The organism is Companilactobacillus insicii, assembly GCF_003946015.1.
Lineage (GTDB): Bacteria > Bacillota > Bacilli > Lactobacillales > Lactobacillaceae > Companilactobacillus > Companilactobacillus insicii.
In genome coordinates, this window is the sequence record NZ_RHNU01000029.1 from 1 (window position 1) to 24,227 (window position 24,227).

21 protein-coding genes and 1 tRNA gene are annotated in these 24,227 nt (G+C 34.7%); 13 read left to right on the forward strand and 9 right to left on the reverse strand.

Annotation, left to right across the window (positions count from 1 at the left end; translation table 11 throughout):
* Nucleotides 1-113: 113 nt before the first annotated feature.
* The 3 genes from EKM79_RS09180 to EKM79_RS09190 all read right to left on the reverse strand — a co-directional run bounded on the left by EKM79_RS09180 (nt 114) and on the right by EKM79_RS09190 (nt 3,748).
* Entirely contained in the window at nt 114-1,004 is an 891-nt protein-coding gene (locus EKM79_RS09180; RefSeq protein ID WP_246005661.1) for an alpha/beta hydrolase, read from the reverse strand.
* Nucleotides 982-2,334: a PTS transporter subunit EIIC gene (locus tag EKM79_RS09185; protein ID WP_125568109.1), complete on the reverse strand. Its 1,353-nt coding sequence runs from the start codon at nt 2,332-2,334 to the stop codon at nt 982-984. Before EKM79_RS09185 ends, EKM79_RS09180 begins: the two co-directional genes overlap by 23 nt.
* A 70-nt stretch (nt 2,335-2,404) precedes the next feature.
* Nucleotides 2,405-3,748 carry an APC family permease gene (locus EKM79_RS09190; protein WP_125568111.1) on the reverse strand — a complete coding sequence of 448 codons (1,344 nt, stop codon included), beginning with the start codon at nt 3,746-3,748 and terminating at the stop codon, nt 2,405-2,407.
* 119 nt (nt 3,749-3,867) lie between these two features.
* On the opposite strand from EKM79_RS09190, the gene EKM79_RS09195 reads away from it, so the two are divergent.
* The 4 genes from EKM79_RS09195 to EKM79_RS09210 all read left to right on the forward strand — a co-directional run bounded on the left by EKM79_RS09195 (nt 3,868) and on the right by EKM79_RS09210 (nt 6,880).
* Nucleotides 3,868-4,875, forward strand: a complete 1,008-nt coding sequence (locus EKM79_RS09195) for a Gfo/Idh/MocA family protein (RefSeq protein WP_125568113.1) — start codon at nt 3,868-3,870, stop codon at nt 4,873-4,875.
* Nucleotide 4,876: 1 nt separating this feature from the next.
* Nucleotides 4,877-6,097: a DEAD/DEAH box helicase gene (locus EKM79_RS09200; RefSeq protein WP_125568115.1), complete on the forward strand. Its 1,221-nt coding sequence runs from the start codon at nt 4,877-4,879 to the stop codon at nt 6,095-6,097.
* 59 nt (nt 6,098-6,156) lie between these two features.
* Nucleotides 6,157-6,230, forward strand: a tRNA-Arg gene (locus tag EKM79_RS09205).
* A gap of 344 nt (nt 6,231-6,574) precedes the next feature.
* Complete coding sequence (locus tag EKM79_RS09210; protein WP_125568117.1) at nt 6,575-6,880, forward strand: hypothetical protein; 306 nt, start codon at nt 6,575-6,577, stop codon at nt 6,878-6,880.
* Nucleotides 6,881-6,911: 31 nt separating this feature from the next.
* Here the strand turns inward: EKM79_RS09210 and EKM79_RS09215 are convergent, their stop codons facing one another.
* The 3 genes from EKM79_RS09215 to EKM79_RS09225 all read right to left on the reverse strand — a co-directional run bounded on the left by EKM79_RS09215 (nt 6,912) and on the right by EKM79_RS09225 (nt 9,885).
* The gene (locus tag EKM79_RS09215; RefSeq protein WP_164506058.1) at nt 6,912-7,454 is read right to left on the reverse strand and encodes a helix-turn-helix domain-containing protein; all 543 of its coding nucleotides are present in this window, start codon (nt 7,452-7,454) and stop codon (nt 6,912-6,914) included.
* Nucleotides 7,455-7,657: 203 nt separating this feature from the next.
* Nucleotides 7,658-8,110, reverse strand: a complete 453-nt coding sequence (locus tag EKM79_RS12420) for an SHOCT domain-containing protein (RefSeq protein WP_125568120.1) — start codon at nt 8,108-8,110, stop codon at nt 7,658-7,660.
* Nucleotides 8,111-8,154: 44 nt separating this feature from the next.
* Nucleotides 8,155-9,885, reverse strand: coding sequence for a hypothetical protein (locus EKM79_RS09225; RefSeq protein ID WP_125568122.1), 1,731 nt, complete (start codon nt 9,883-9,885; stop codon nt 8,155-8,157).
* A 258-nt stretch (nt 9,886-10,143) separates the two neighbouring features.
* On the opposite strand from EKM79_RS09225, the gene EKM79_RS09230 reads away from it, so the two are divergent.
* The 7 genes from EKM79_RS09230 to EKM79_RS09260 all read left to right on the forward strand — a co-directional run bounded on the left by EKM79_RS09230 (nt 10,144) and on the right by EKM79_RS09260 (nt 16,666).
* Nucleotides 10,144-12,162, forward strand: coding sequence for a hypothetical protein (locus EKM79_RS09230; protein WP_125568124.1), 2,019 nt, complete (start codon nt 10,144-10,146; stop codon nt 12,160-12,162).
* Nucleotides 12,163-12,199: 37 nt separating this feature from the next.
* A complete protein-coding gene (locus EKM79_RS09235; RefSeq protein WP_125568125.1) occupies nt 12,200-12,712 on the forward strand; it encodes an acyl-CoA thioesterase in 513 nt (170 codons plus the stop codon).
* 84 nt (nt 12,713-12,796) lie between these two features.
* A complete protein-coding gene (locus tag EKM79_RS09240) occupies nt 12,797-13,243 on the forward strand; it encodes a DUF3290 family protein (protein WP_125568127.1) in 447 nt (148 codons plus the stop codon).
* 9 nt (nt 13,244-13,252) lie between these two features.
* A complete protein-coding gene (locus EKM79_RS09245) occupies nt 13,253-13,882 on the forward strand; it encodes a DUF421 domain-containing protein (protein ID WP_125568129.1) in 630 nt (209 codons plus the stop codon).
* 183 nt (nt 13,883-14,065) lie between these two features.
* A complete protein-coding gene (locus EKM79_RS09250) occupies nt 14,066-14,275 on the forward strand; it encodes a hypothetical protein (protein WP_125568131.1) in 210 nt (69 codons plus the stop codon).
* Nucleotides 14,276-14,303: 28 nt separating this feature from the next.
* Nucleotides 14,304-15,770 (forward strand): multicopper oxidase family protein, encoded by a 1,467-nt coding sequence (locus tag EKM79_RS09255; RefSeq protein ID WP_125568133.1) that lies wholly within the window; start codon nt 14,304-14,306, stop codon nt 15,768-15,770.
* A gap of 239 nt (nt 15,771-16,009) precedes the next feature.
* On the forward strand, nt 16,010-16,666 hold the full coding sequence (locus EKM79_RS09260; protein ID WP_425454028.1) for a DUF6198 family protein: 657 nt from the start codon (nt 16,010-16,012) through the stop codon (nt 16,664-16,666).
* Between the two features lie 330 nt (nt 16,667-16,996).
* Here EKM79_RS09260 and EKM79_RS09265 read toward each other — a convergent pair whose 3' ends face one another.
* From EKM79_RS09265 to EKM79_RS09275, 3 genes are all read right to left on the reverse strand, one after another.
* Entirely contained in the window at nt 16,997-17,764 is a 768-nt protein-coding gene (locus EKM79_RS09265) for a GGDEF domain-containing protein (RefSeq protein WP_125568135.1), read from the reverse strand.
* Nucleotides 17,765-17,809: 45 nt separating this feature from the next.
* Nucleotides 17,810-18,196 carry a hypothetical protein gene (locus tag EKM79_RS09270; RefSeq protein WP_125568137.1) on the reverse strand — a complete coding sequence of 129 codons (387 nt, stop codon included), beginning with the start codon at nt 18,194-18,196 and terminating at the stop codon, nt 17,810-17,812.
* Between the two features lie 146 nt (nt 18,197-18,342).
* Nucleotides 18,343-19,551 carry a GGDEF domain-containing protein gene (locus tag EKM79_RS09275; RefSeq protein ID WP_125568139.1) on the reverse strand — a complete coding sequence of 403 codons (1,209 nt, stop codon included), beginning with the start codon at nt 19,549-19,551 and terminating at the stop codon, nt 18,343-18,345.
* Nucleotides 19,552-19,967: 416 nt separating this feature from the next.
* Between EKM79_RS09275 and EKM79_RS09280 the strand changes: the two genes are divergently transcribed.
* Both EKM79_RS09280 and EKM79_RS09285 read left to right on the forward strand, forming a co-directional pair.
* On the forward strand, nt 19,968-21,314 hold the full coding sequence (locus tag EKM79_RS09280) for an FAD-dependent oxidoreductase (protein WP_125568141.1): 1,347 nt from the start codon (nt 19,968-19,970) through the stop codon (nt 21,312-21,314).
* 214 nt (nt 21,315-21,528) lie between these two features.
* The gene (locus EKM79_RS09285) at nt 21,529-24,204 is read left to right on the forward strand and encodes a cation-translocating P-type ATPase (RefSeq protein WP_425454029.1); all 2,676 of its coding nucleotides are present in this window, start codon (nt 21,529-21,531) and stop codon (nt 24,202-24,204) included.
* Nucleotides 24,205-24,227: the final 23 nt, after the last annotated feature.

A 24,227-nucleotide genomic window follows, 5' to 3' on the forward strand; every position in this document is an offset into this window, starting at 1 on the left:
AAGATTGGATCATATTTTGTCATAAAAAATGCCCTACAATCGTTAGATTTCTTGTCTAACAATTGTAGGGCACTTCAAATAAAAATAGCGATTTTTTTGTTATAAGTTACTATTTACTTTGATGGGGGATTACCTTTTTTATTGAGTCCATTGGCTGGATTGTTCAATTTGTTACCAATAATGTATTGATGGAAAATGGAAATGAATTGATTATTAGCAATCATATCTGAATGCTGAGCCTTACTACCAGTAAGAGTGATCAAGGTGTATCGTTTAATGTTACCTTCGTAAATATATTTACCAGCATCGACACTGCCGATCGGAACGATACCGTCATCAGTGTACAGTTGTGTTCCTGCAATCGAGTAGTATGTCAAGTCACTTGGCAATTTGTCTTTACCCTTAATAAAGTCATTTAGCATTTGTGTTCTATTAGAACTATTTTTTTCTTCGAAGTTATACGGTGTTCCGACGGTTAACATGGAGTCCATATTGATAGATGAATCATCGAAGTAATGTTCCAAAAAATAAGTCCAAATTAATCCACCATTGGAATGTCCGAAAGCATCAAAGCTGCTGAATCTATAACGCTCTTTTAATTGATTGAAAGCAATGTTAAACCACTCTGATTGTTTTTTTATATTGTTGTATCCGTCATTATTGTTTATAAATCCTACGACAATAAATGGGCGCTCATCATTTGGTTTGATGGTACCTTTATAAGTGATTTTCCCGTCGGTATTAACTGTTAATTTTAATAGGCTGTGTTTTTCGCCATACTGATTGTTAATAGTCTTAACTAAATCGTCAAACCTGTCTGCACTTGCACTACTTCCAGGAATCATAATGATTGGTGACATTGGTGAGTTGTAGCGTCCAGCTAATGTTGAAACATTTCTCTTAGTCCAAATATATGAAGGAATTCCCAGTACTATTAATATTAGAGCCAAGGCAATCAAATATTTAAAAGACTTATTAGATTTATTTTTGAAGGTTCTCATCATTTGATGCGCCTCCTTCATCAAGGGCTAGATTATCGATAGTTTTGAGTTTTTCAGCAATTTTTACGAATGGAATATAAATGTAAACCGACACAACCATACTTAATATAGAAAATATTAAGGCTTGCCAACTACCGTCTGTGCCAATAAATGCCGATAGGAGGCCGGGAGTTCCAGTTGGTATCGGATATACACTTGGCGGCATTAAATGAAGCTGTAGGGTAATAGCGGCCATTATCATGCATGTTAGAGGTGCTAGTACAAAGGGAATTATGAATATGATATTAAATAGAACTGGTATCCCTGACATGACACTACTACCTAAGTTAAAGATACTTGGTATCATAGTCCATCTAGCTACTGTTTGAAAATCTGAATCTTTAGATACGATAAAAATTGCGATGATCAATGCAAGAACCGATCCAGTGCCACCTAGAGTGGCGAAAGCATGATATAGAGTATTACTAGTAAATAAATTTGGTGCTCCCCATGCTGTATGATAGGTCAAAGCATAATTAAGATTTGTCAAAACTGTGGGATCGGCTTTTTCGACTTCGATAGGTGAATAAATTCCTGACCATCCGAAGAATGAAGCAATAATCGTGTAAATGGAAAATCCTAGTGTACTTAACAACTGAATAATTGGATTGGAACTGTGATAGTTTGTGGCTAGTGAATAAACGATACTATTGGGTAAGTCGGAATAGTAAGTAATGTTAACTAAAAAGCTAAACACAACAGACACAATCATGATTATAGATATAGGTTTAAGCGAAATAAATGTTCGCTCCAAAATATTGCTTGATAGATGTTTGGCAAGATGATCTGGCGCGGAAGGGCTTGATATTTTAAATACCCAGCCAATTAACATTCCTAGTAATATTGCAAATAATAGTCCACGCATTCCTAAAACTGTACCGTGAAACGAAAGTGGCTGAACTTTAGAATATGTAAAAGTGATGATCAGCAGTGAGCTAATACTAGTCAATCCCGCTAGTTGATCATCACGATTAAAATGCTTTGCAGTGTATTTGGCGGCACCAAAAGTGGCCATTACTGCTACCCATCCGAGGGTCAAACTATATAATGCTGTCGCAATATCGTTGACGTGGTTAAAAATCCAGTCATTATTGAGTTTGGGTATAATTGCTGTTAAAAAACTGTCTTTTCCTAGAATGGTTATTTGGATAATTTTGATAAAGCTTCCGAAAAGCACAAACGGAAAAATCATTAGGACAGTTCGTTGAATTATACGATAAAATAATAATCTTTGTAATTTTAAAGTTATTTGAGCTAATTTTTGTTCAAACTTATTTTTAAATAAATCTTCCATAATCAACACCTGCGACATTAGGGGTTTATAAAATCATTTAGATTATAACGTTAATAAAAAGAAGCCGCCATTATAGCGACTTCTTTTTTTTGTTAAATTGATGTATGTAATACAGTGGTAAACCTAATAATGTGATTAGAATACCAGTGAAGGCAAGTGTGGGTTGTCTAGTAAGTGTGGAAATAATAATATATCCACCACCCAGCATAGCGATTATTGGAGGTATGGGGTAGAAATTGATCTTGTATGGTCGTTTTAAATCTGGCTCTGTATGACGAAGAATAAATACTCCAACGAACATCATCATTGAAAAGATCCACATTACAAAGACTAACATGTCAGTTAAGAAGTCGAAACTTCCCATAAAAATCATTATTATAGCAATTACAGTTTGTACGATTGCTGCATTCAATGGCACACGACTTTTTTTGGTTAATCTAGCAAAGAACTTACTGAAGATAATATCGTCATCTGCACCGAGTACATAACTTACTCTAGGACCAGTCATAGTATAGCCATTGACTGCTCCAAACACAGAAATCAAGATACCTATTGTAACGATTTTTCCACCAATATCACCAAAAATCCTAATGGCTGCTTCTGATGCGGCGTTTTGATTACCAGGAATTAAATGGAAAGGTAATTCTTTGATAAAGATAAAACTTATTGAAACGTAGATAAGCGTGATCAATAGTAATCCCAATATGATTGAACGTGAGAGATCTTTCTCAGGTTTTTTCATTTCACCTGCTAAATTGCCCACATTCATCCAACCATCAAAAGCAAACATTGTAGCTAATAGTCCACCACCCATTGAAGACCAAAAGTCAGGATGGGTTCCTGATGTAATAGGGAATAGCGAAATATTATTGCTTGATTTTGTAAATAAACCTACGACAACTATTAGGACAATTGGAATTAGTTTAGCAATTAAAGAGATCGATTGAATAGACCCACCAACTTTTGCTCCTAATAAGTTTACTGCAAACATAAATATCGCTAATGCGATAGCAATTGGAATTTGCCAATTGGCAGGAAGATTGCATAGATTAATTACTTGAGTAGCAAAAATTATTGATAATGCCGAAATACCAGCGGGATAGTATATGACGGATTGTGCCCAGGCCAAGAGAAATGCTGGTACTTTTCCGTATATGTATTCAATGTATTTGTAGATACCACCTGCAACTGGTAGTGCTGCTGCCAGTTCTGCAATTGTTAAGCCAGCATTTATTGTTATAAAACCGGCTAAAAGCCAAACAAAAATAGTTAAGCTAGGTGAACCAGTTGCGGCGGTGACACTTGAAATCTTAAAGAAAACTCCCCCACCAATTACTAACCCCATAACGGTAGATAGAGCGGAGAAGAATCCAAGATCACGTTTTAAACTGAACTTATCTGTTTCTTTGTTCATGATTCTCAGCTCCTAAGCGAAAGTGTAAAATATTATAATACACCTTATAGGTAGGGACTGTAATGTTTTTAGTGGTAATTAGTTCTATATATAAGTAAAATCAATATAGAGGTGATTTTATGATAAATTTAGCAATAATCGGAACGAGTTGGATCACGCAGCAGTTTATTGAAGCTGCGGATGAAACAAAAACATTCAAGTTAGCTCGAGTTTATTCGAGAACTGAGGAGAAGGCTCAAGCTTTTATTGATGGCTTGAGTAAGTTAGATGGATCTGCTGTAAAAATCAGTACAGATTTAAATAAGTTTTTTGAAAGTGACGATTTTGATACTGTTTATATTGCATCACCAAATGCTTTGCATTTTGCACAGGCACGTTTAGCTATTGAGAATGGCAAGAATGTAATCGTTGAGAAGCCAAGTACTTCAATAATACGTGAATATACAATTTTGGATACACTAGCACATGAAAAGGGCGTATACTTCTTTGAAGCCGCTCGTCAAATCCATGAGCCTATTTTTAAGAAGGTTCAATCATACGTTGATGATAATCGTGAGCAATTGACTGGTGCTACCTTGTCATACATGAAGTATTCAAGTAAAATGGATAGTTTCTTAGCCGGTAAGAAACCTAATATCTTTAATCCAAAGTTTTCAGGTGGCGCATTGTATGACCTTGGAGTCTATGCCGTGTATGATTCAATTGTGTTATTTGGAACACCAAATAAAGTTGATTATGAACCAGAAATTCTTAGTTCGGGAATTGATGGATCCGGTAGTTTGACACTTAAGTATGATAATTTTGATGTTAATATCATTGTTGGTAAAACTAAGAATTCATATATGCCTTCTGAAATATACTTTGGAAAGAAAACTCTATTGATGGATAGTGCTGGTGACATTACTAAGCTAACAGAAGCTGGATCAGATAAGAAGTTATCGGAGATTCCAACAACTAAGAGTGATAATCCAATGGATTCAGAAGCCGTTGAATTCGCTAGAATAATGAATGAGAATGACACTGAAACGTATGCTAAGTTGAGTAGTTATGCACGTAAAGTAAATCGTGTACTAGAACAAGCCAGAACCAGCGCTGGACTTGTATTTGAAGCAGATAAGGAAAAATAAAGTGGAAATACCAAAATTATATCAAGACTATTTTAAAGAAAATAAATTCGAAGCGTTGACTAAAATTCAAGAATCAGTCTATATGCCATTTAAAGAGGGCAAAGGACTAGTAGCTATGGCACCTACAGGATCAGGTAAGACATTAGCTTTTGCAATGCCAATGCTTGAAACATTAGTACCTGGAGATGGACTACAAGTATTGATCTTGGAACCATCTCAAGAATTAGCGATTCAAGTTAGAAGCGTTATCCAACCGTTAGCTAAATTAGTTGGTTGCAGGGTTCAATCCGTAACTGGAGGAGCTAATCCTCAACGTCAATTGAAGAAGCTAAAAGAAAAGCCTGAAATTTTAGTTGCAACATTAGGTCGTCTTAAAGAATTGACTGAAATGCGTAAAGTAAAATTAGGAAATATTCAAACAGTCATAGTTGATGAAGCTGATGAAATGTTGAACGAATCTAAGTTAGAATCTGTTCGTGAAACTATTGATCAAATGCCAGCTGACGTTCAAATGACATTTTTCTCTGCCACTGGTAATGAAATTTTTAAAGAGATGCATAAGTGGTTTGGACAAGACTTCTTAATGATCGATCAACGTGATGATAGTTCATATACCGCTGGGATTAAGCATTACTTTATTAATGCAGCTACAGATAATACTAAAGATGCCTTGATTAGAGAATTGGCTCATAATAATAAGTTCAAAGGTATCGTGTTCTTTAACAATTCTCGTTCACTTCATAAGATTATTAGTGATTTGCATTACAATAAAACTAATTTTGTAGCGTTAGATAGCAAGATGTCTTCGCAACAGCGTAAGTCCGCATTACAATTATTTGCTAGTAAAAAGGTGAATTTGATGTTAACGACTGATGTTGCTGCCCGTGGGATGGATATTGATGATATTACTACTGTTATTAATTACATGATTCCTCGTGATAATAGTGAGTATGTCCATCGTGGTGGTCGTACTGGTAGAATGGGTAAAGCTGGTAATGTTTTGACATTTGGTAATAGTCACGACTTCCGCAACCTACAGGACTTCACTGACGTTGAAGTTAAGAAAGTTTTCTTAAATCGTGATGGGACATTTTCAGATAAAGAAACTTATCGAAAAGAAAAGCGCCATGCTCAAAAGACACAACCTAAGGCTAAGCCGAAGAAGCGTCTTCGTGATCAGAAGAATAAAGGAAAGCGTCGTATCCCAAAAGAAGATAAGTGAATTTAAATTTGCTTGAAATATGAATAATTTGGTGGCACTATTATTAGTAGTGCCATAATGGTCCCTTGGCCCAGTTGGATAGAGCAACTGCCTCCTAAGCAGTAGGTCCCCGGTTCGATTCCGGGAGGGATCATTTTTTATATCAGAGCGCGTCGATAGACGGGAACACCTGAGCATTACCTAGAATAAGAGAGGTGGCACGAAGTGACACATCACTTATTCGTAGTAAGCGGAGGGTGTTGTCTATCGTAAGCGCGTTTCAGTATCAGAGTGCGTCAAGGAACGGTAATGCTTGGATATTGCCCTTTATAAGCGCGTTTCGAAAACAAAATAAAAACCGTGAAATCCTATAAAAGGGAATTCACGGTTTTATTTACCTAAAGATTTTATAAACTCAATATCTTTTTCTTTTTAACATCATAATAATCATCGAGGGGCTTTTTTGAGCATCTTGTAAAAATAAAGGAGAAATTAACTATGAACGACGATGAAAAAAATGAACTAAACGACGATAACAAAAAAGAACTATTGGCAATTTTTAATAAGGTACTGGATGACGGAGAGTCTTTCCTACTTAGATACAGTATGCACGATGGTGATGATAGACAAGGGAGCCTTAACGTTAGAAATGCCGATGAGGGAATGCTTATGTCTTTAGAAATGTTGCTGCAGGTCTTTGCAGCAGTATATTTTCTTGACATTAGTAGCAAGGATAGGAATGAGATAGCCGCAAATATTCATAGTTACTTGGAAGATGTGGCTAGGGATTTATCTTCTAAATAGTAAAGGGTGATATATTGTAACGTGTTGAAGATCATTTGATAGAATCGTCTATGATATAGTTCAACCCTTTTGTTTTGACATTGACAAAGTATTGTAAATCGTAGTTTGTTTGGCCTTGTTGCATTGCGGCATTAATAGAAAATATTTCCTTTTTGGCATCTTCGTAACTACGATAGTATGCTAACATCTTTTTTTTGTCTCCAAAAAGTCCGGAATCATAAATTCCCCAGACAACTGCTTGAGGTCCATTTGAATTGCTTCCAATTATTTTGCTAATTGTAAAAGCATAGTATGAAGCGACTGAATCAAATGCTTCTAAGGATTCAAAGTGTGACGAAATTGCTATTCTGTCGGACTTTATGGGGGCAGAATTATTATTACTCTTAGATAGTAATAAAAAATCGATGCTTACATCAAAATATTTTGCAATGGCAATTAACTTATCAAAGCTGGGCTCTGTAACTCCACTTTCATATTTAGAAATAGATTGTCGTGAAACGTCTATTATTTCGCTTAGTTGCTCTTGAGAAAGCCCTTTGTCAGTGCGCAATTTCTTTAGGTTTTCACTAAACATGATTATCACCATCCTTATTTCTAATTATCAAGTAATCGCCGCCTAGACACAACCAATTATTGGTAGAATTTAGGCAACTAACGGTTGCTATTTAGTTAAGTACTGAGATTGAAATTATTAAAATAAAAGCCATAACCTAATTATATCAATGGTTACGGCTTTTAATTTTTATGATTTGTGCTTAAAAAGAATTATTGTGTATTTTACAAGCCCAATATTTGTTTCTTTTTAATATCAAACTCTTCTTGAGTAATAGTTCCATCATCGAGAAGCTTTTTGAGTTTTTCCAATTCGTCTAATGATGAATCATTAGACGAATTATTATTCATATGACTAAAACGTCGATTTGGTTGAATATATCCTTCTGATACTAAGGTATGATAGTCACCTTCATCAGATGGTTCGAATCCTTTTTCTATAAGATCGTTCACATAAAATTTGTTGTAAAAGAAAGCAAAGATGAAGTTGAATAGTAGTGATCCACCGCCCCAAGTGAATATTCCTAGACCAACGTCTACTAATAACATGATCAGTAACCATTTCCAATCACCTCTAAAGACTGCAGGCCAAAAACCGAAGAAGAATTCTGTCCAAGAGAATCCAACTTTAACGTTTTTTACTTCGTTAGTATTTTTATTAACTAGATTTGCGTACATAACAATTCTCCCTATAATTTATACATTCATTTAATGAATTTTAATTATACCGCAGAATCATTGTATTCGATATTTTTTAGGAGTATTTCTTTATTATTCCAATCATAGTCTTTCTTTGTAACATGTCCGAATAATAAGAAGATCCAACTTACTAGGGATAGAGCTGCACTAAAGATGGTTAAGTTAGTTGTTTTATAAGTCATTTTGTAATTTAGTAATTTCATTTTTCTAGGGACCTTAGTTTTTACAGTTCCATTTTTACTAGTTGAGATTTTAACTGATTTTCCGTTAAGTGTTAGGTGAGTATTTTTATATCGAATTATTGGTAGCTCTAAGATAGTGTTCTTTTGCATTTCTCCTAGCTTGAAGTCAATTGATTCTCCTTTTGTTTTGGGATGAAAAGTGATTTCGTTACCGTTTATTTTACCTGTTTGCCAAATTGTCGATTTAATAAATTTACCAGCTGCTGCCGGAGAGTATTGTTCATAGTAATCTTCGTAAAATGATTTATGTTTGATCTTTCGACTTGTGATTATTTGTGATTTTTTAGATAAAAATGGTTGCTGTTGAGAATTATGAGCTGATGATATCCAGAATCCACATAGGATAACTGCTAAAATGACAGCTATCGGTAATTGTAATTTATACAGGTTAAGTGTATCAATTGCCATCAACAATAGTTTGGCGGCGATTATTGATGTTAAAAGAGTCGCTATCATTAAGAATCTAAATGGAAATTGAATGACTCTAATTGGTGTATTTTGTAGTAGTTGCCAAGGGAATACATTGGTCGTCATGAAGAATGATAAAAACGCTAGAACGTAGATACGTTTATAAAGTGTGGGGAACTTATAGAAAAATATCAGACCTAATATTAAAGCGACGATTAAGAAGACACCGATGTTATAAGTATTGCCGTCAGCACTTTGAACACTACTATTTAAAAAGCTTGATGTGATCATCTTTTCCAATACTTTACCCTTTAGTGTATATGGGGAAGGTTGTTCATAAGGTTGAAAGGTTATTTCATTTAAGAAAGGTATGAGAAAAATGGCACTGGCGCATATTGTGGCAATCATAGCTTTAATAAGCGATTTTATTCGCTGCCAATAATCGTTAATTTTAATAATATATAACAACAAAATGATTACAAAAAAGACTGAAACTATCACTGCAGACAATAAATGTGTCAGCAATAATCCCGACATTCCAATTGCTAAAATGTACCATTTGTTAAAATCTCTAAAGAAGACTTCGTAAAATCCTAGAAAACAAATCGGTAATATTATAGTAGCTATAAACTCTGCAATATCCGTTCTTGGTAAGACTTCTATTAATAAATAGTTTGATAAGTTATAAAAGAGCGAAAAAATAACGGCATTCCAAAATGACTTCGAAAATTTAACCATTACAATATGGCTAATAAAAAATGAGATAAAAAAATAAATACCAATACCCGTGTAAAACGCCGTGACAGGATTGCTAAATATAGAAAATAAAAAAGCAATTGGGGCAATCGTTATCCACGGATAAAATAGATTTATGCCATAACCAATATGTCGGAAGTTGGAATAGGATACACTTGGTATGAAATTACCGTGTTGGAATGAATAATTCAGAGTTACTAAACGCCCAATATGAAAGGGTGCATCGTCACCACCCCAGACAATCCCCTTGGAATTCAAGGTTATCGTCATGATGATCGATAATGTGGCGTAAAGTAAAACTAAACCTAGAAATTTTAAGACGTTTTTAGTTTTATCTGTGATGTGCATGGTTTCCTCCTGGTAGTATTATATCGAAGAAACTGGACGATTTGAAAATAAATAAAGTAAGACAAAATGTATACAGTATAAAGATAGATTATCAAGAATCACAAAAATGTGGGATTGATAGTCTTTTTTTATGATTATTTTTTAAATATCAATTTATATAAAAAAATATATTCTTTAATGACACCATATCCATATAACAATTTGTGATAATGATTATGAAATTATTTATCAATTAATAATAAAAAAGGAGAATGTATCATGAAACAACATCGAATAAAAAAGATGCTGCTAGTATGGTCCTGCCTTATTTTATTTGCTGCAATCGCTGTTTGGATGGGGAAGAATCATAGTGTTGTCCAAAATGTGCGTGCAGATGATGAAGAAATAGTTGTTAAACCAATGGAAAAGCCAAATAAAGATGTCGTAAAGTTCTTAGGTATCTGGTTGACCAATGGTTATTCATTGCAGCCTGAGAACGACTATTATACTCAAGTTGGGCAGACGGTTATTATTAGAACCAGTGCTGGTAGATCTGTTTGGTCTGTTTTGACTGGGTTATTGGATAGTCCGCATTATAGATGGTATAAGACAACGGATGCGGGTGAAACTTGGTCGGCCGTTCCTGAGTCAGAAGGCGGATATCGTATGAATTTCCCGGTTACACCTAAAGAAATTGGGACTACTTGGTATCAATTAGATACCCAATATTGGAACTATTTAACTGGATGGCTTGCTAAAACACATATTTATTCACAAGTTACAGCAGTTCATGCTAAAGAACCAGTGAATGCGTCTGACTTAAAGATTACTACTGATGATGATTATTTGTATAATCTTGGTGATAATGTATTAGCGAATAATAATACTTACGTTCATGCACATCCGACTCCGGCAGATGCTAATGGTGAAGTGACTTATTCTGTGGATAAACCAGAGATAGCTGACTTTGCGACTGATAGTGAAAATGGTGGAAAAACAACGCAATTAATTGCTAAAAAGGGTGCTGTTGGAACTGTTGTTATCACTGGTGTAATGAAGAACCCTAATGGTAGTGAAATGAGGGCTCAAACTAGCGTCAGAGTTGGTGGAGGATTAGATGATCAGACCGTTAACATTGGTGATACCGCCACATATACGATGTATGGAGACACTGTTGGAGACGATGATTCTGAGAACAAGGGTAAGATTACTATTGAGTGGTTTAAGTACGATCAAAAAGGTAAAAAAACTACGGTCGCCCAGAGTAATAATACAAATTACAAAGATTACATTTCTTATACGACACCTCCAACAACAATGGATGATGACGGAACACAGTATGAAGCCAAAATAACTTTTAAGTATGGTACTTTGAATCTTCAAAGTAAGACTATGACGACTAATAAGGCTAATTTAACGGTTATCAATAAGCCAGATATTACTGTTAATAACTCGGTTATAAATACGACACATGATGTTCAAGATAACGATGAACATAATCTTAATGATGTAAGTAATGATGATTTAATAACATATAAGGCTGAACTAATCGAGAACAGTGATCGTGGTGTATTGAAAGATGGATATTACGTGATACCAATGCACAAGAATACTAATATTTTAAATGTTAAGTTGGATGATGTGATTTTAGATTCCAGTAAATATTCAGTTATCGAAGATACTGATAATGGAACTGCAGATTTGGTTATAAGTGGAATTGACTTTGATGGTGTAAACATTAGAAATCATTCTATTGAGGTTGATACTAAAGTGGCAGGCATTACTGATGCAGAAACATTAACATATACGCCTTATGTATATGGCAACTCGAATAGTAATGAAGTTTACATGTCAAAGGGGATTACTGAAAAAATAAATTACACCATAGATGGTTTCAGTGTCTCTATTAACGATTTAAATTACGGAAGTGTAAATGCCTTTAACACGAAGAGTTTGCAGTACCGTGAAGACGAGCATAATCTCCCAAATGGAAATGTTGTTGAGATTGATGACCGTCGCCGCGAAAAAACTGGGAAAAAGGCATATGTTACTCAAGCAACACCGCTTATGAATGAAAATGGAGACCAGTTATCGTCAAGTATCAGATATTACGAAAATGGCAACTACACTAATATTTTGAATAATAAGACTTTCATAAAGGAAACTAAGTACGGTGAGTCATTTGATTCAATCGGATGGCAAAAGAAAGATGGGCTATTATTATTTTTGGATGATATTGTAATGAAGCCAGGAATTTACTCATCAACGTTGACGTGGGTATTTGAGGATACGGTATAATATTCATATCTAATACTATGAAAAGGAACTCTAAGATATGAATACTATTAATGTTTCTCAAACTTTGTCTATCAGTAATCATCGTGTATTTTCATCTGATTTAAACGAACATAACACGGTTTTTGGCGGCAAAATTTTAGCCACGATTGATGATAATTCCTCAATACCAGCTTCGCGTGTGGCAAGAATTGAAACAGTTACAGCATCAGTCGATCAAGTTAATTTTATTTTGCCATTTAAATTGCAAGATTCGATGTGTACGGAATCATATGTCTCAGGTGTTGGAACTCGATCAATTGAAGTTTTTACAAAAATCATTGGTGAACATCTTAAGACCGGTGAACGTTTCTTAGGATTGACTTGTTTTTCGTCCTTTGTAGTTACGGAACGTGGAATTGAATTACCAAAAATAATTCCAGATACAGATGAATATAAGTTTGTCTGCCAAGGTTATGAAAAACGTCAAGCAGAACGAATGAATAAGTTGAAACAGCAAAGAGAGTTTAATAATAATATTAGTTTGAAATTTCCTTGGACGAAAAATAATTAAGAAGTTGACCTTTTTATATAGAGGTCAACTTTTTTAATATATTATAATAATCATGAAGTCTTATAAGTTTGAGAGGGAATTGCTATGACTTTTTATTCGTATGAACATTTATATAACCAAAACCAAGAACCTAATTTTTTGTTTATTTTTGTTATTTTGACTCTATCAATTGCTTTAATAGTCACGGGGGTAATGTATTTCAAGAACCGCAAAGATAATAAATATCGAGATTTGCTAGTAATTTTTGTTTTTTCGATAGCGTTATTTTTTGGAATAAATTATAACAACTATGAAAAACAAATTGATGTTAATAATCAGACTAATCAAACGTTGACTTTAATGCGTTCGATTTCAAAAGAAAAAAAGATTTCTAAAAAGAAACTTTATTCTAACAGTTCAAGTCTGAGCGAGGGAATGTTGATCAAGGCAGGCAAGGATTATTACCGTGTCAGTTTTGACAATAATGTGAATAGTTATACGTTGAATAAAGCTAGTATAGTTGATTCAACTCAAATTAAATTGATTAAGTAGGGAGAAATTATGGAAATATCGTATGGAAATTTAGCATTGAAATTGACGATTGGATTTCTCTTCATGGTTATCCAAATCAACTTATTTGGAAAGAGCAATATCGCACCAACTAGTGCAATCGATCAACTTCAAAATTATGTTTTAGGTGGAATTGTTGGTGGTATGATCTACAATTCGAGTATTACAACTTTTCAATTTACTCTGGTATTGATAATTTGGACATTGATTGTTTTTATAGCCAAATTCTTATCAAATCACAATGTTTACTTTAGAAGAATGATTATTGGTTCTCCGAAGATGATTATAAAAAATGGAAAAATCGATGTAGATCTGGCATTAAGAAATGGCCTTTCAGCCGCAGATTTATCATTTAAATTAAGGACTGCAGGTGTCACAGACATTAGTAATGTTAAGCGTGCAGTATTTGAACAAAATGGTCAGCTTACGATTATTATGAAAGACGAAGAAAATATTAAGTATCCAATTGTTTTAGATGGAAAAATAAATACCGATGAATTAGAGATGATTGGTCGTGATCCCGAATGGGTTGAAGCTAGACTAAAGGAACAAAATCTGGATATTGCAGATATATATTTGGCTAATTATGTTAACGGTAAAATTATTGCATATTCGTATTAGAGAATTGTGATTTTACGTCTGTTAAGCTCAATCTTATGTTCATCGACTAGTGACCTTAATTGACGACTGAGTGTTTCTGGTGTGATTCTAAAGTGCCCCATAAATGTTAGATGAGAATCTTACATTTAGAGGGCACTTTTTTGTTGATATATCGCTTATATTTAGATATCTATTATTATACTTATGGAAACTGTATTAAAATATAAATGTAAAAAGTTTGGTGGTGATATTTTGATGGGTGAATCGAAAGTGTTTTCGGTATTCATGGTTATCTTTTATGCCATACTACTTTTTCTCGTGATTGCTAATAAAAACATGTTAGCTATGTATATGATGGCTATCGGAATGTTATTAGAAGCAATTGTGAATGCTTTTGAGGTTTTCAAAAAGTAAGATAAAATTTGAATAGAAGGCGAAAACATTGGGAAAAGCAAAAGTTTATAATGATTATTTTTTTGATGAGCCGATATTTGACTTACACGATGGTGGATACATTCCTTTAGAAATTCCGAATGTACCAGAGAAGTCATTGAATATTCCAGAATTATTGAAGCCTGATAAGGTCGAAGGTAATGATGTTTATTATACTTTGACGGCTCAAGAGGGTGAAACACAAATATTACCTGGAAAAAAGACTAAGACTTGGGGTTATAGTGCAAGTATTCTAGGTAAGACAATCGTCTACAAGCAAGGTGTACATTATCATGTACATTTGGTTAATAAATTGCCAGAAGTTACGACATTCCATTGGCATGGCTTGAATGTTACTGGACCTATTGTCGACGGTGGACCACATGCACCAGTTTATCCTGGTGGTAGTCGTGATATTGATTTCACATTGGATCAACAAGCACAAACTGATTGGCTTCATGCGCATCCATGTCCAAACACTGCTAGACAAGTATGGAATGGACTTGCTACAGCGGTAATCGTGACTGATGATGAAGAAGCTAAGTTACCATTCCCAAGAAACTACGGTGTTGATGATATTCCTGTTATTTTGCAAGACAGATCTTATCATGATAATCAACTGGATTATAAGTCTGATTATGATATGGATGGTACATTGGGTAAATATGCCTTAGTAAATGGAACTATTAACGGTGTGTTCAATGTAACAACACAACGCGTTCGTCTACGTATTCTTAATGGTTCTAATCGTCGTGAATGGCGTCTACATTTTGATGATAATCATGAATTCACACAAATAGCTTCTGACGGTGGAACATTACCAGAGCCAGTACATTTCACTAAATTAATGCTGACATGTGCTGAACGTGCTGAAGTCATTGTTGATTTTGGCGATAAGAAGCCAGGCGATGTCGTTACATTGATGACCGATAATATTCCTGTCATGAAGTTTAAAGTTGGCGAATACAAACGTGATGATGTTGAATTGCCAGATCATCTAGCAAACATACCTGAACCAGTAGTTACTCCAGGAACTGAAGTTGTCCACACGGTTATGTCAGGAATGGATGATCAAGTACGTCTTGACGGTAAGCTTTTTGATATGCAAAGAATCGATAAAAAGCAAAAGATTGGCGACACAATCATTTGGGATGTTACTAACACCAATGATATGGACAAGGGGATGATTCACCCATTCCATATGCATGGTAATCAATTCCTAGTGTTGAGTAGAAATGGCAAAGATGTCTATCCTAACGAACATGGTTGGAAAGATGTTGTTGGTGTAAATGCCGGTGAAACTGTTAGATTAGCAGTTAGATTTACTAAGTTTGGTGTTTACATGTATCACTGCCATATTCTGGAACACGAAGATACTGGTATGATGGCTCAAATTGAAGCTTATGATTCTAATCATGAACATAAATTCCATTTGATTTCTATGGATGAAATGCAACATCCATCAAAAAATAAATAGTTTATAAATTATGAGATGTTGGGACAAAGCTATTTTTACCTTTAAACGTGCAGCATAAACGCGCAACTAAACAAAGCTTTTTCCGCCTAGAACAAATAACTCCAGTAATCCGATTTTGGATTACTGGAGTTATTTACTTTAATGCTCGAAAGCTGCCCGTGTTTTGTTGACGCTATCCTTTTCTCTACTTAAAAAAAGTAATAACATAAACTTATTAAACACAAAAAGGGTGGAGTAAGTTGGTGGAAAATAATAGTTTTAAAAAGAGAATGGGATTTTTGATTTTTGCCATAGTTCTTGATGCTGCTGCTAATGCATTGATGATCGATAGTAACGTTGGTAGTGCCGTTTGGATGGCATCGGGGGTAAATATATCTCATTTGATAAATGTCCCATACGGAACGACTCTCTTCGTCTATGCGATAATAGTAACTATTGCTAATCAATTGTTGATCGGTAAGTTTGATGGACACATATTTATTTCTAATCTATTATTTTCTTTACCGTTTAGTTATTTAGTTGGTTTTTTCTCTAATTTATATTCTCCGTTGCATTTTGAACAACTCAATGTTTTTTTGCGAGTATTGATCGATATATTAGGTTTGATCGGAGTCTCTGTTGGGACGTCAATTTATCAGCGTTGTAATTTGATACAGCATCCTAATGACGAATTGGCATATTTATTGAGATTTAAATATCTTCATGGATCTGCTGGTTGGGGTCAATTATTGAGTTATACGCCACCAGTAACAATTATGGTAATTTGCTTCTTTAGTTCTGGAAAATTGTTGTCAGTTGGAATAGGAACGCTTCTGGCTGTATTTGTTCAAGGCATAATTATTGGAATATCTGATAAGATTGTCGTGCCATCATTAAAGCATCATTACGTTCTTTAAGTTCGTATTAAAATAATGTTAAAAGAATATAAAATTGCAACTATTAAATTTAAAAAGAGTTAAGATAATTTGTTGGAATACTATTGCGAACCTAAGCCATATGTTGTACTATGACTTTTAGGGACTACCAGATACAAAACAACTGATTCCTTCCCGAGGGTGAAACCATATGGTTTCATCTTTTTTTATTCTTGTTTAAATATGCAGCATAAACGTGGAACCAAACATAACTTTTTCCGCTTTAAACAAATTACTCCAGCAATCCAAAATCGGATTGCTGGAGTAATTTGCCTTAATGCTCGAAAGCTGCCCATGTTTTGTCCCACTCTCTTAACCAAAGGTAAATGTTTTATTTTCAACAGTGATACGATTGCGTCCGGATTCTTTAGATGCATATAAGTAATGATCGACACGTTTGAATAGGTCGTCAAAATTTCTATCTGACGCTTGTAACTGCGAAACACCAAATGAAATACGGATATTGAGTTCGTCACCATTGTATTCTAGCGGATCGTTAATTAATTGAAGTCGAATCTCTTTAATGATTTTGACAACTTCATCATTAGTTAAGCCACGGAAGATGATCACGAACTCTTCACCACCATAGCGAAATATTTGACCGCGAGTTGTATGTTTGAATAGTTGTCGTTCGAATTCACCGGCAACATGATGTAATACTTTGTCTCCAGCTAAATGACCGTAGTTATCATTAAATAATTTGAAGTGATCAATATCGAACATTGCTACTGTTAAAGGTATGTCGGTATCTTTGCTGTAAACTTTGAAGACTTCATTTGATACTTCATCGAAGTTCGCACGATTTCTAATACCAGTCAATTCGTCGTAGTTAACTTTTTCCGACAGATTGTTATAGTTGTTAAATGAGTTTCTGATCCATTTGGCTACTAATCTAATCAGCCACATGTAAATTATGAAACCTATTAATATATAAACAGTATTGATAGGTGAGAAACGATAAATTGGCCAGATGATTAGCCACCAAATGCCACCGTATACGATTTGTAATGCCATATACTTCCATTCATCGTTTAGTAACGTATTTTTGTTCCTTGCAATGTATATAACAGTTATTGCCATTGCAATTAATGCACCTATAAAAATTATATTGTAATTGGTATTTCCTTAGAACGAGTGATGTCCGAATATATAAAGTGGAGCGATAATATTAACGATCTCTATAACGGCGTTTTGCATCGTATATAACGAATACAAAAGAATCGTCATTTGAGTAGTAGCATAGAACCAATTAGCAGAGTCACCAGCGTTTAGTGCTTTGAAAATATGCTGAACTAAGATCATACTGATGACAACAACTGCCCCCTCAGTCAGTCCTAAAGCTATGTCATATATTCGACTCTTATGTCGTCTGGAGAAATCCTCAAAACTATATGACATAATGGTGAGAATAGTTATGAGTCCAACGGTAATTAAGCCAATGATTATCGCATTGATGTTCGCGTCCACATTTAAAAGCCTTGGAAATACACTGGCCTCTAACGTTGTTGACATTCCGCACCTCTATTTTTTGACATTGGATAACTGTGTTTAGTAAACAGTTCATCCATACTTAAGTATACTACATTATATTAATAAAATTATAATCATAATATATAAAAAGAAGTTGGGGTGTTTGAACTCCTCAACTTCTCTTTACGTTAAAAAAACTTTTCAAAACTAACTATTTTGTTTTCAACAGTCATTCTATTTCTACCGGAATCTTTAGATTCATACAAATATTTATCGACTCTACTAAATAGCTCTCTAAAGCTCTTGTCGCTTTCTTGGAGTTCTGTTACTCCGAATGAAACTTTGATATTTAACTCTTTTCCATTGTACTCAAGAGGGTCATTGATCAGACCATTTCTGATTTCACGAATAATACTTGCGCTTTCGTCGGCAGTTAGACCACGGAAGATGATTACGAATTCCTCACCGCCATAACGGAACAATTGTCCTCGGGTCGTTTGCTTGAACAGTTGATGTTCGAAGTAGGTAGCAACGTGACGCAATACTTTGTCACCAGCCAGATGACCATATGTATCGTTAAATGATTTGAAATGATCAATATCAAACATGGCAATAGTTAATGGAACATCTGGTTCTTTACTGTAAACGTTAAATACTTCTTTAGAAGCTGAATCGAAGTTTGCGCGATTTCTAATACCAGTTAATTCATCATAGTTAACTTTTTCAGATAAGTTATTATAGTTTTTGAATGAGTTGCGAATCCATTTTGCTAAATAACGAATGAGATACATGTATGCAATGAATCCAACAATCATATTGATCGTATAAGAGAGGGTAAATTTATGGAATGGCCAAATTATTGCCCACCAAAATGCTCCATACATTACTTGTAATACTATGAATCTCCATTGTGACGATAATATGAGATCGGTATGTCTATAGATGTATATAACTGTTAATGCAAGCATGACCGTTGATATTGCAAATAGTAATAGATAGTTGTTATACCCAGTTAACGCACGATATCCGAAGATATAGATTGGTGCAATGATGTTCATTATTTCAATGATGCGATTATGCATCGTATATAAGCTATACAATAATAAGGTTAATTGAGTGGTCGCATAAAACCAACTACGCATGTCACCTGAATTAATAGCTTTGAAAATATGTTGGACAAGAACCATCCCAATTGCAAGTACAATTGCTTCAATTAGTTCAAACGTCAAACGATAGCCGATGCTATGGCTACCGTGTAGGATGTTTTCAAACGAATAATTCATGATAGTTATGATTGTTATGAGACCTACTGTTATTAAAGCGATAATTATTGCATTAATATTGCCATCTACACTTAAAAGTGACTGGAGACTATCAAAATTATAGTTAACTGACATCCTTCACCTCTAAATATTAAATTATAAAATTAATTTGCTGTAACGTAGTTAATCCGTAAACTAGTATAAACATCACAGCAACTAGTATAGATATTACCATGAAGTAGAATATATTGTTAGATTATAAATAGAAAAATATTTTAGTTATATTTGATGTAAAAGCTAGTAATAGCGAAATACATAAAATAATTATCAATAATTAGCTATTTATGTCTTAAGAGAAACTTTTTTGCTGAAGAAATTGCCTTATTATCAGTATTTCGTATGATTCATTTTTTAAATTTTTTTGAATATTTGTTAGAATTGTTAATGGTTGTTATGACATAAAATTATTTATCTAATAATAAATTTGTAAATAATAATTATAATTGCTGTATCATTAATATGATAATGCTTTTCAAATTGGAGGAGTTTCAATGAAAATTGTTGTAGTAGGTTGTACTCATGCGGGAACAGCCGCTGTTGATCAGATTTTACAAGATCATCCAGGTACTGAAGTGACTGTTTATGAACGTGATGATAATATTTCATTCTTATCATGTGGAATTGCCCTGTATTTAGGACATAAGGTAAAACGTCTTGAAGACATGTTTTATTCAGATCCTTCCGAATTGGAAAAACTCGGTGCTAAGGTTTTTATGAAGCATGATGTATTAAAAATCGATTCAAAAAACAAAAAATTGATGATTGAAAATATTAAGACTGGTGATGTATTCGAGGATACATACGATAAGTTGATTATGACAACTGGTTCTTACGTTCAAGTTCCACCAATTGTGGGAATAGATAATTCAAAAATTTTGATGTGTAAAAATTATGCACAAGCACGTGAGATCTATGAAACAGCTAAGACACACAAACATATTGCCATTGTGGGTGGTGGATATATTGGAGTTGAATTAGCTGAAAGTTATGCCAATACTGATCATGAAGTTACTTTGATACAAGCAGGAGATCAAGTCTTAAATCATTATATTGATAAAGAAATGTCTGAGAATATAACGAAGTTATTAAGAGACCATGGAGTTAATGTTTTCTTAAATGAACGTGTCAGTGGATTCTCAGGTGATGATCAAGTTGTTATTGAAACTAACAAAGAAGATCATAAGGCTGACTTAGTTATTGTATGTACTGGATTTATTGCCAATACTGAATTACTCCGTGGTCAAGTTGATATGGATCGCCGTGGTGCAATCATTATTAATGAGTATGTCCAAACATCTAATTCTGATATTTATGCTGCCGGAGATGCTTGTACAGTTAACTTTAATCCAACAGGCAAGCCAGCTTATATGCCTTTGGCAACCAATGCCATTCGACAAGGAGCCTTGGCAGGTGTTAATGTGTTCGGCAATACTCAAAAGTATATGGGAACTCAGGCTACATCAGGTATGGAACTATTCGGTTATACTTTAGCTTCAACTGGATTAACACTAAAGAATGCATTAGAGTGGGGCTTTAATGCCGATGCAGTTGTATACCATGATTATTATCGTCCTGACTATATGCCAACTACTGAAATGTTAACCATTCGTTTAGTTTACGATAAGGATAATCGTAAGATATTAGGTGCACAGCTCTTTAGTAAGCACGAAGTAGCACAGTCAGCTAATACTATTTCCGTTATGATTCAGAATAATAACACGATTGATGATTTGGCATTTATCGATATGTTGTTCCAACCTAATTATGACAACCCATTTAATTATTTGAACTTAGTTGGTCAATTAGCTGTGGCCAAAGAGCGTAATGAAAAGAAGTAAAGAATGTTGCTCTTATCTAATTAATTAGATATACTTTGGATAACATAGAAACGTTGTTCATGAGGGAGTAACTAGCAGCGTATGCTGTAGCAATATCACCAGCCCGAAGGGATTTTTCTGGTATTGCTGTAAATAGTGAGACTTATGTGTGTTTTTAACACGCGTAGGTCTCTTTTTGTTTTGTAAGAGACCTCGCAATTAAAAGGGAGGCATCATGATGTCAGGACAAAGGCGTGCTCAATTGTCTAATGCGTTTTATGCGCAAAGTGAAACAGAAGTATTAACTGAGTTGGAGACAAACTTAAATGGTTTGAACTCCGAACAAGTTAAGAAGAGAACTGAAGAATATGGTTCAAATAAACTGGACGATGGAAAAAAGAAATCTATCGTTCAAAAGTTTTTGGAACAATTTAAAGATTTAATGATTTTGGTATTACTGGCTGCGGCTATCATTTCTGCGGTGGTGTCACACGATGTGGTGGACTCGGTCATAATTCTGGCTGTAGTTGTAATTAATGCCATTTTAGGTGTCTTTCAAGAATCACGTGCGGAAGCAGCTATTGATGCATTGAAGAAAATGTCAACACCACATGCAAATGTGTTACGTGATGGAGATACTATAACTATTAAAAGTACGGAATTAGTGCCAGGAGATATTGTCTTGTTGGAAGCTGGGGATGTTGTTCCAGCAGATTTAAGATTAATGGAATCTAATTCCTTGAAAATTGAAGAATCAGCATTGACTGGCGAGTCAGTTCCTGTGGAAAAAATGATTACGATACTTGATGATCAACAAGCAGGAATTGGAGATAGGGTTAACATGGCGTTTTCGAATAGTAATGTTACTTATGGTCGTGGTAAAGGTGTTGTTGTTAATACTGGTATGTCAACTGAAGTTGGTAAGATTGCCGGAATGTTAGCAAAGGCTGATGAGACGACTACTCCTTTGAAGCAAAATTTGAATCATCTAGGTAAATTTCTGACCATTGCCATCGTGATTATTGCGGTTGTTATGTACGTTGTTGGAACTTTCTTTAACGGTATGGACCCAATTAATATGATGTTAACATCGATATCTTTAGCTGTTGCCGCTATTCCAGAAGGTTTACCAGCAATAGTAACGATTATTTTGGCTTTGGGAACACAAGTTATGGCACGACGTAATGCGGTGATACGTAAACTTCCTGCAGTAGAGACGCTTGGATCAACGGATATTATTGCATCTGATAAAACTGGTACATTGACTCTTAATCAGATGACTGTGGAAAAAGTTTATACTTTCAATCAACAACAATCCGCAAAAAAAGAGTTATCAACAGACAGTATGATTTTGAAGGTAATGAATTTTGCGAATGATACAAAGATTTCTCCAGATGGTTCGATGATTGGGGATCCAACTGAAACAGCACTAATAACCTTTGGTCAGAATCAAGGTTTTAAACTGGATGAAGAATTAAACGAGTATCCGCGTGTTGAGGAATTGCCATTTGATTCTGATCGTAAGTTGATGTCAACCGTCCATAAGCTGCCTGATAAATTCTTAGTGGCAGTCAAAGGTGCTCCAGATATATTGCTAAATCGTATTTCACAGATTCAAACTGAAAATGGTATCAGAGATATTACCGAGGATGATAAAAAGGCGATTCTTTTTAATAATCAAGATATGGCTAAACAAGCTTTGAGAGTTTTGGCGATGGCTTATAAGTATATTGATGATATCCCGGAAGATATTAATTCAAATAATCTCGAAAATAATTTGGTTTTTGCGGGATTAGTAGGGATGATTGAACCTGAACGTGATGAAGCTGCTGATGCCGTTCGTGTGGCTAAAGAGGCTGGAGTACGTCCACTTATGATAACTGGTGATCATCGCGATACTGCAGAGGCCATTGCGGTAAGACTGGGGATTATCGAAGCCGGAAATGATGAGGCAGTTTTAACCGGAGCAGAATTGGATCAGATGTCTACTGACGAATTTAATCGTAAAGTAAAAGACTATTCGGTTTATGCACGTGTATCTCCAGAACACAAAGTTAGAATCGTCAAGGCTTGGCAAAAATTAGGCAAGGTTGTTGCTATGACGGGTGATGGTGTCAATGATGCCCCTGCATTGAAGCAAGCTGACATTGGTATTGGAATGGGAATCACTGGCACTGAGGTTTCAAAGGGAGCTTCTGATATGGTTTTGGCAGATGATAATTTTGCGACAATTGTTGTAGCTGTTGAGGAAGGGCGTAAGGTATTTTCGAATATACAAAAGGCAATTCAGTACTTACTGGCTGCAAACTTAGGTGAAGTATTAACATTATTTATTGCCACGTTGTTGGCTTGGGATACGATGTTGCCAATTCACTTATTATGGATCAACTTAGTTACGGATACATTCCCAGCGATTGCACTAGGTATGGAACCGGCGGAATCAAACTTGATGAATCACAAACCTAGGGGAAGAAATTCTAATTTCTTTTCAGGTGGTGTCTTGAGTAGTGTTATTTATCAAGGTATTTTCGAAGCAGCAATGGTCTTGATGGTTTATGCAACAGCAATTATTTGGCCAGTTCATTCTGGTTATGATGCTATTCATGCTGATGCTTTGACTATGTCATTTGCTACTCTAGGATTGATTCAGTTATTCCATGCATTTAATGTTAAATCAGTTCATCAATCAATTTTTAAAGTTGGATTATTCAAGAACAAAGCTTTTAACTGGGCAATACTATTATCATTAATCATGATGATGGCGGTTATTCTGATTCCTGGTTTAAATGATGCTTTTAGAGTTTCTCATTTAGATTCACATCAATGGTTGATCGTTCTAGCGTCATCGTTTGCAGTAATTCCATTTGTAGAAGTGGTTAAATTATTACAACGAAAATTAAATAGAGAGTAAAAAAAATAAACCGTTTGATTTCA

What these genes read in the sequence shown, in the direction of transcription:
- EKM79_RS09210 (WP_125568117.1), top strand. Translation starts at nt 6,575, where the DNA reads ATGAACGACGATGAAAAAAATGAACTAAACGACGATAACAAAAAAGAA.
- EKM79_RS09215 (WP_164506058.1), bottom strand. Translation starts at nt 7,454, where the DNA reads ATGTTTAGTGAAAACCTAAAGAAATTGCGCACTGACAAAGGGCTTTCT.
- EKM79_RS09240 (WP_125568127.1), top strand. Translation starts at nt 12,797, where the DNA reads ATGACTTTTTATTCGTATGAACATTTATATAACCAAAACCAAGAACCT.
- EKM79_RS09270 (WP_125568137.1), bottom strand. Translation starts at nt 18,196, where the DNA reads ATGTCAACAACGTTAGAGGCCAGTGTATTTCCAAGGCTTTTAAATGTG.
- EKM79_RS09190 (WP_125568111.1), bottom strand. Translation starts at nt 3,748, where the DNA reads ATGAACAAAGAAACAGATAAGTTCAGTTTAAAACGTGATCTTGGATTC.
- EKM79_RS09225 (WP_125568122.1), bottom strand. Translation starts at nt 9,885, where the DNA reads ATGCACATCACAGATAAAACTAAAAACGTCTTAAAATTTCTAGGTTTA.
- EKM79_RS12420 (WP_125568120.1), bottom strand. Translation starts at nt 8,110, where the DNA reads ATGTACGCAAATCTAGTTAATAAAAATACTAACGAAGTAAAAAACGTT.
- EKM79_RS09275 (WP_125568139.1), bottom strand. Translation starts at nt 19,551, where the DNA reads ATGTCAGTTAACTATAATTTTGATAGTCTCCAGTCACTTTTAAGTGTA.
- EKM79_RS09285 (WP_425454029.1), top strand. Translation starts at nt 21,529, where the DNA reads ATGATGTCAGGACAAAGGCGTGCTCAATTGTCTAATGCGTTTTATGCG.
- EKM79_RS09235 (WP_125568125.1), top strand. Translation starts at nt 12,200, where the DNA reads ATGAATACTATTAATGTTTCTCAAACTTTGTCTATCAGTAATCATCGT.
- EKM79_RS09185 (WP_125568109.1), bottom strand. Translation starts at nt 2,334, where the DNA reads ATGGAAGATTTATTTAAAAATAAGTTTGAACAAAAATTAGCTCAAATA.
- EKM79_RS09230 (WP_125568124.1), top strand. Translation starts at nt 10,144, where the DNA reads ATGAAACAACATCGAATAAAAAAGATGCTGCTAGTATGGTCCTGCCTT.
- EKM79_RS09195 (WP_125568113.1), top strand. Translation starts at nt 3,868, where the DNA reads ATGATAAATTTAGCAATAATCGGAACGAGTTGGATCACGCAGCAGTTT.
- EKM79_RS09280 (WP_125568141.1), top strand. Translation starts at nt 19,968, where the DNA reads ATGAAAATTGTTGTAGTAGGTTGTACTCATGCGGGAACAGCCGCTGTT.
- EKM79_RS09265 (WP_125568135.1), bottom strand. Translation starts at nt 17,764, where the DNA reads ATGGCAATAACTGTTATATACATTGCAAGGAACAAAAATACGTTACTA.
- EKM79_RS09250 (WP_125568131.1), top strand. Translation starts at nt 14,066, where the DNA reads ATGGAAACTGTATTAAAATATAAATGTAAAAAGTTTGGTGGTGATATT.
- EKM79_RS09245 (WP_125568129.1), top strand. Translation starts at nt 13,253, where the DNA reads ATGGAAATATCGTATGGAAATTTAGCATTGAAATTGACGATTGGATTT.
- EKM79_RS09180 (WP_246005661.1), bottom strand. Translation starts at nt 1,004, where the DNA reads ATGATGAGAACCTTCAAAAATAAATCTAATAAGTCTTTTAAATATTTG.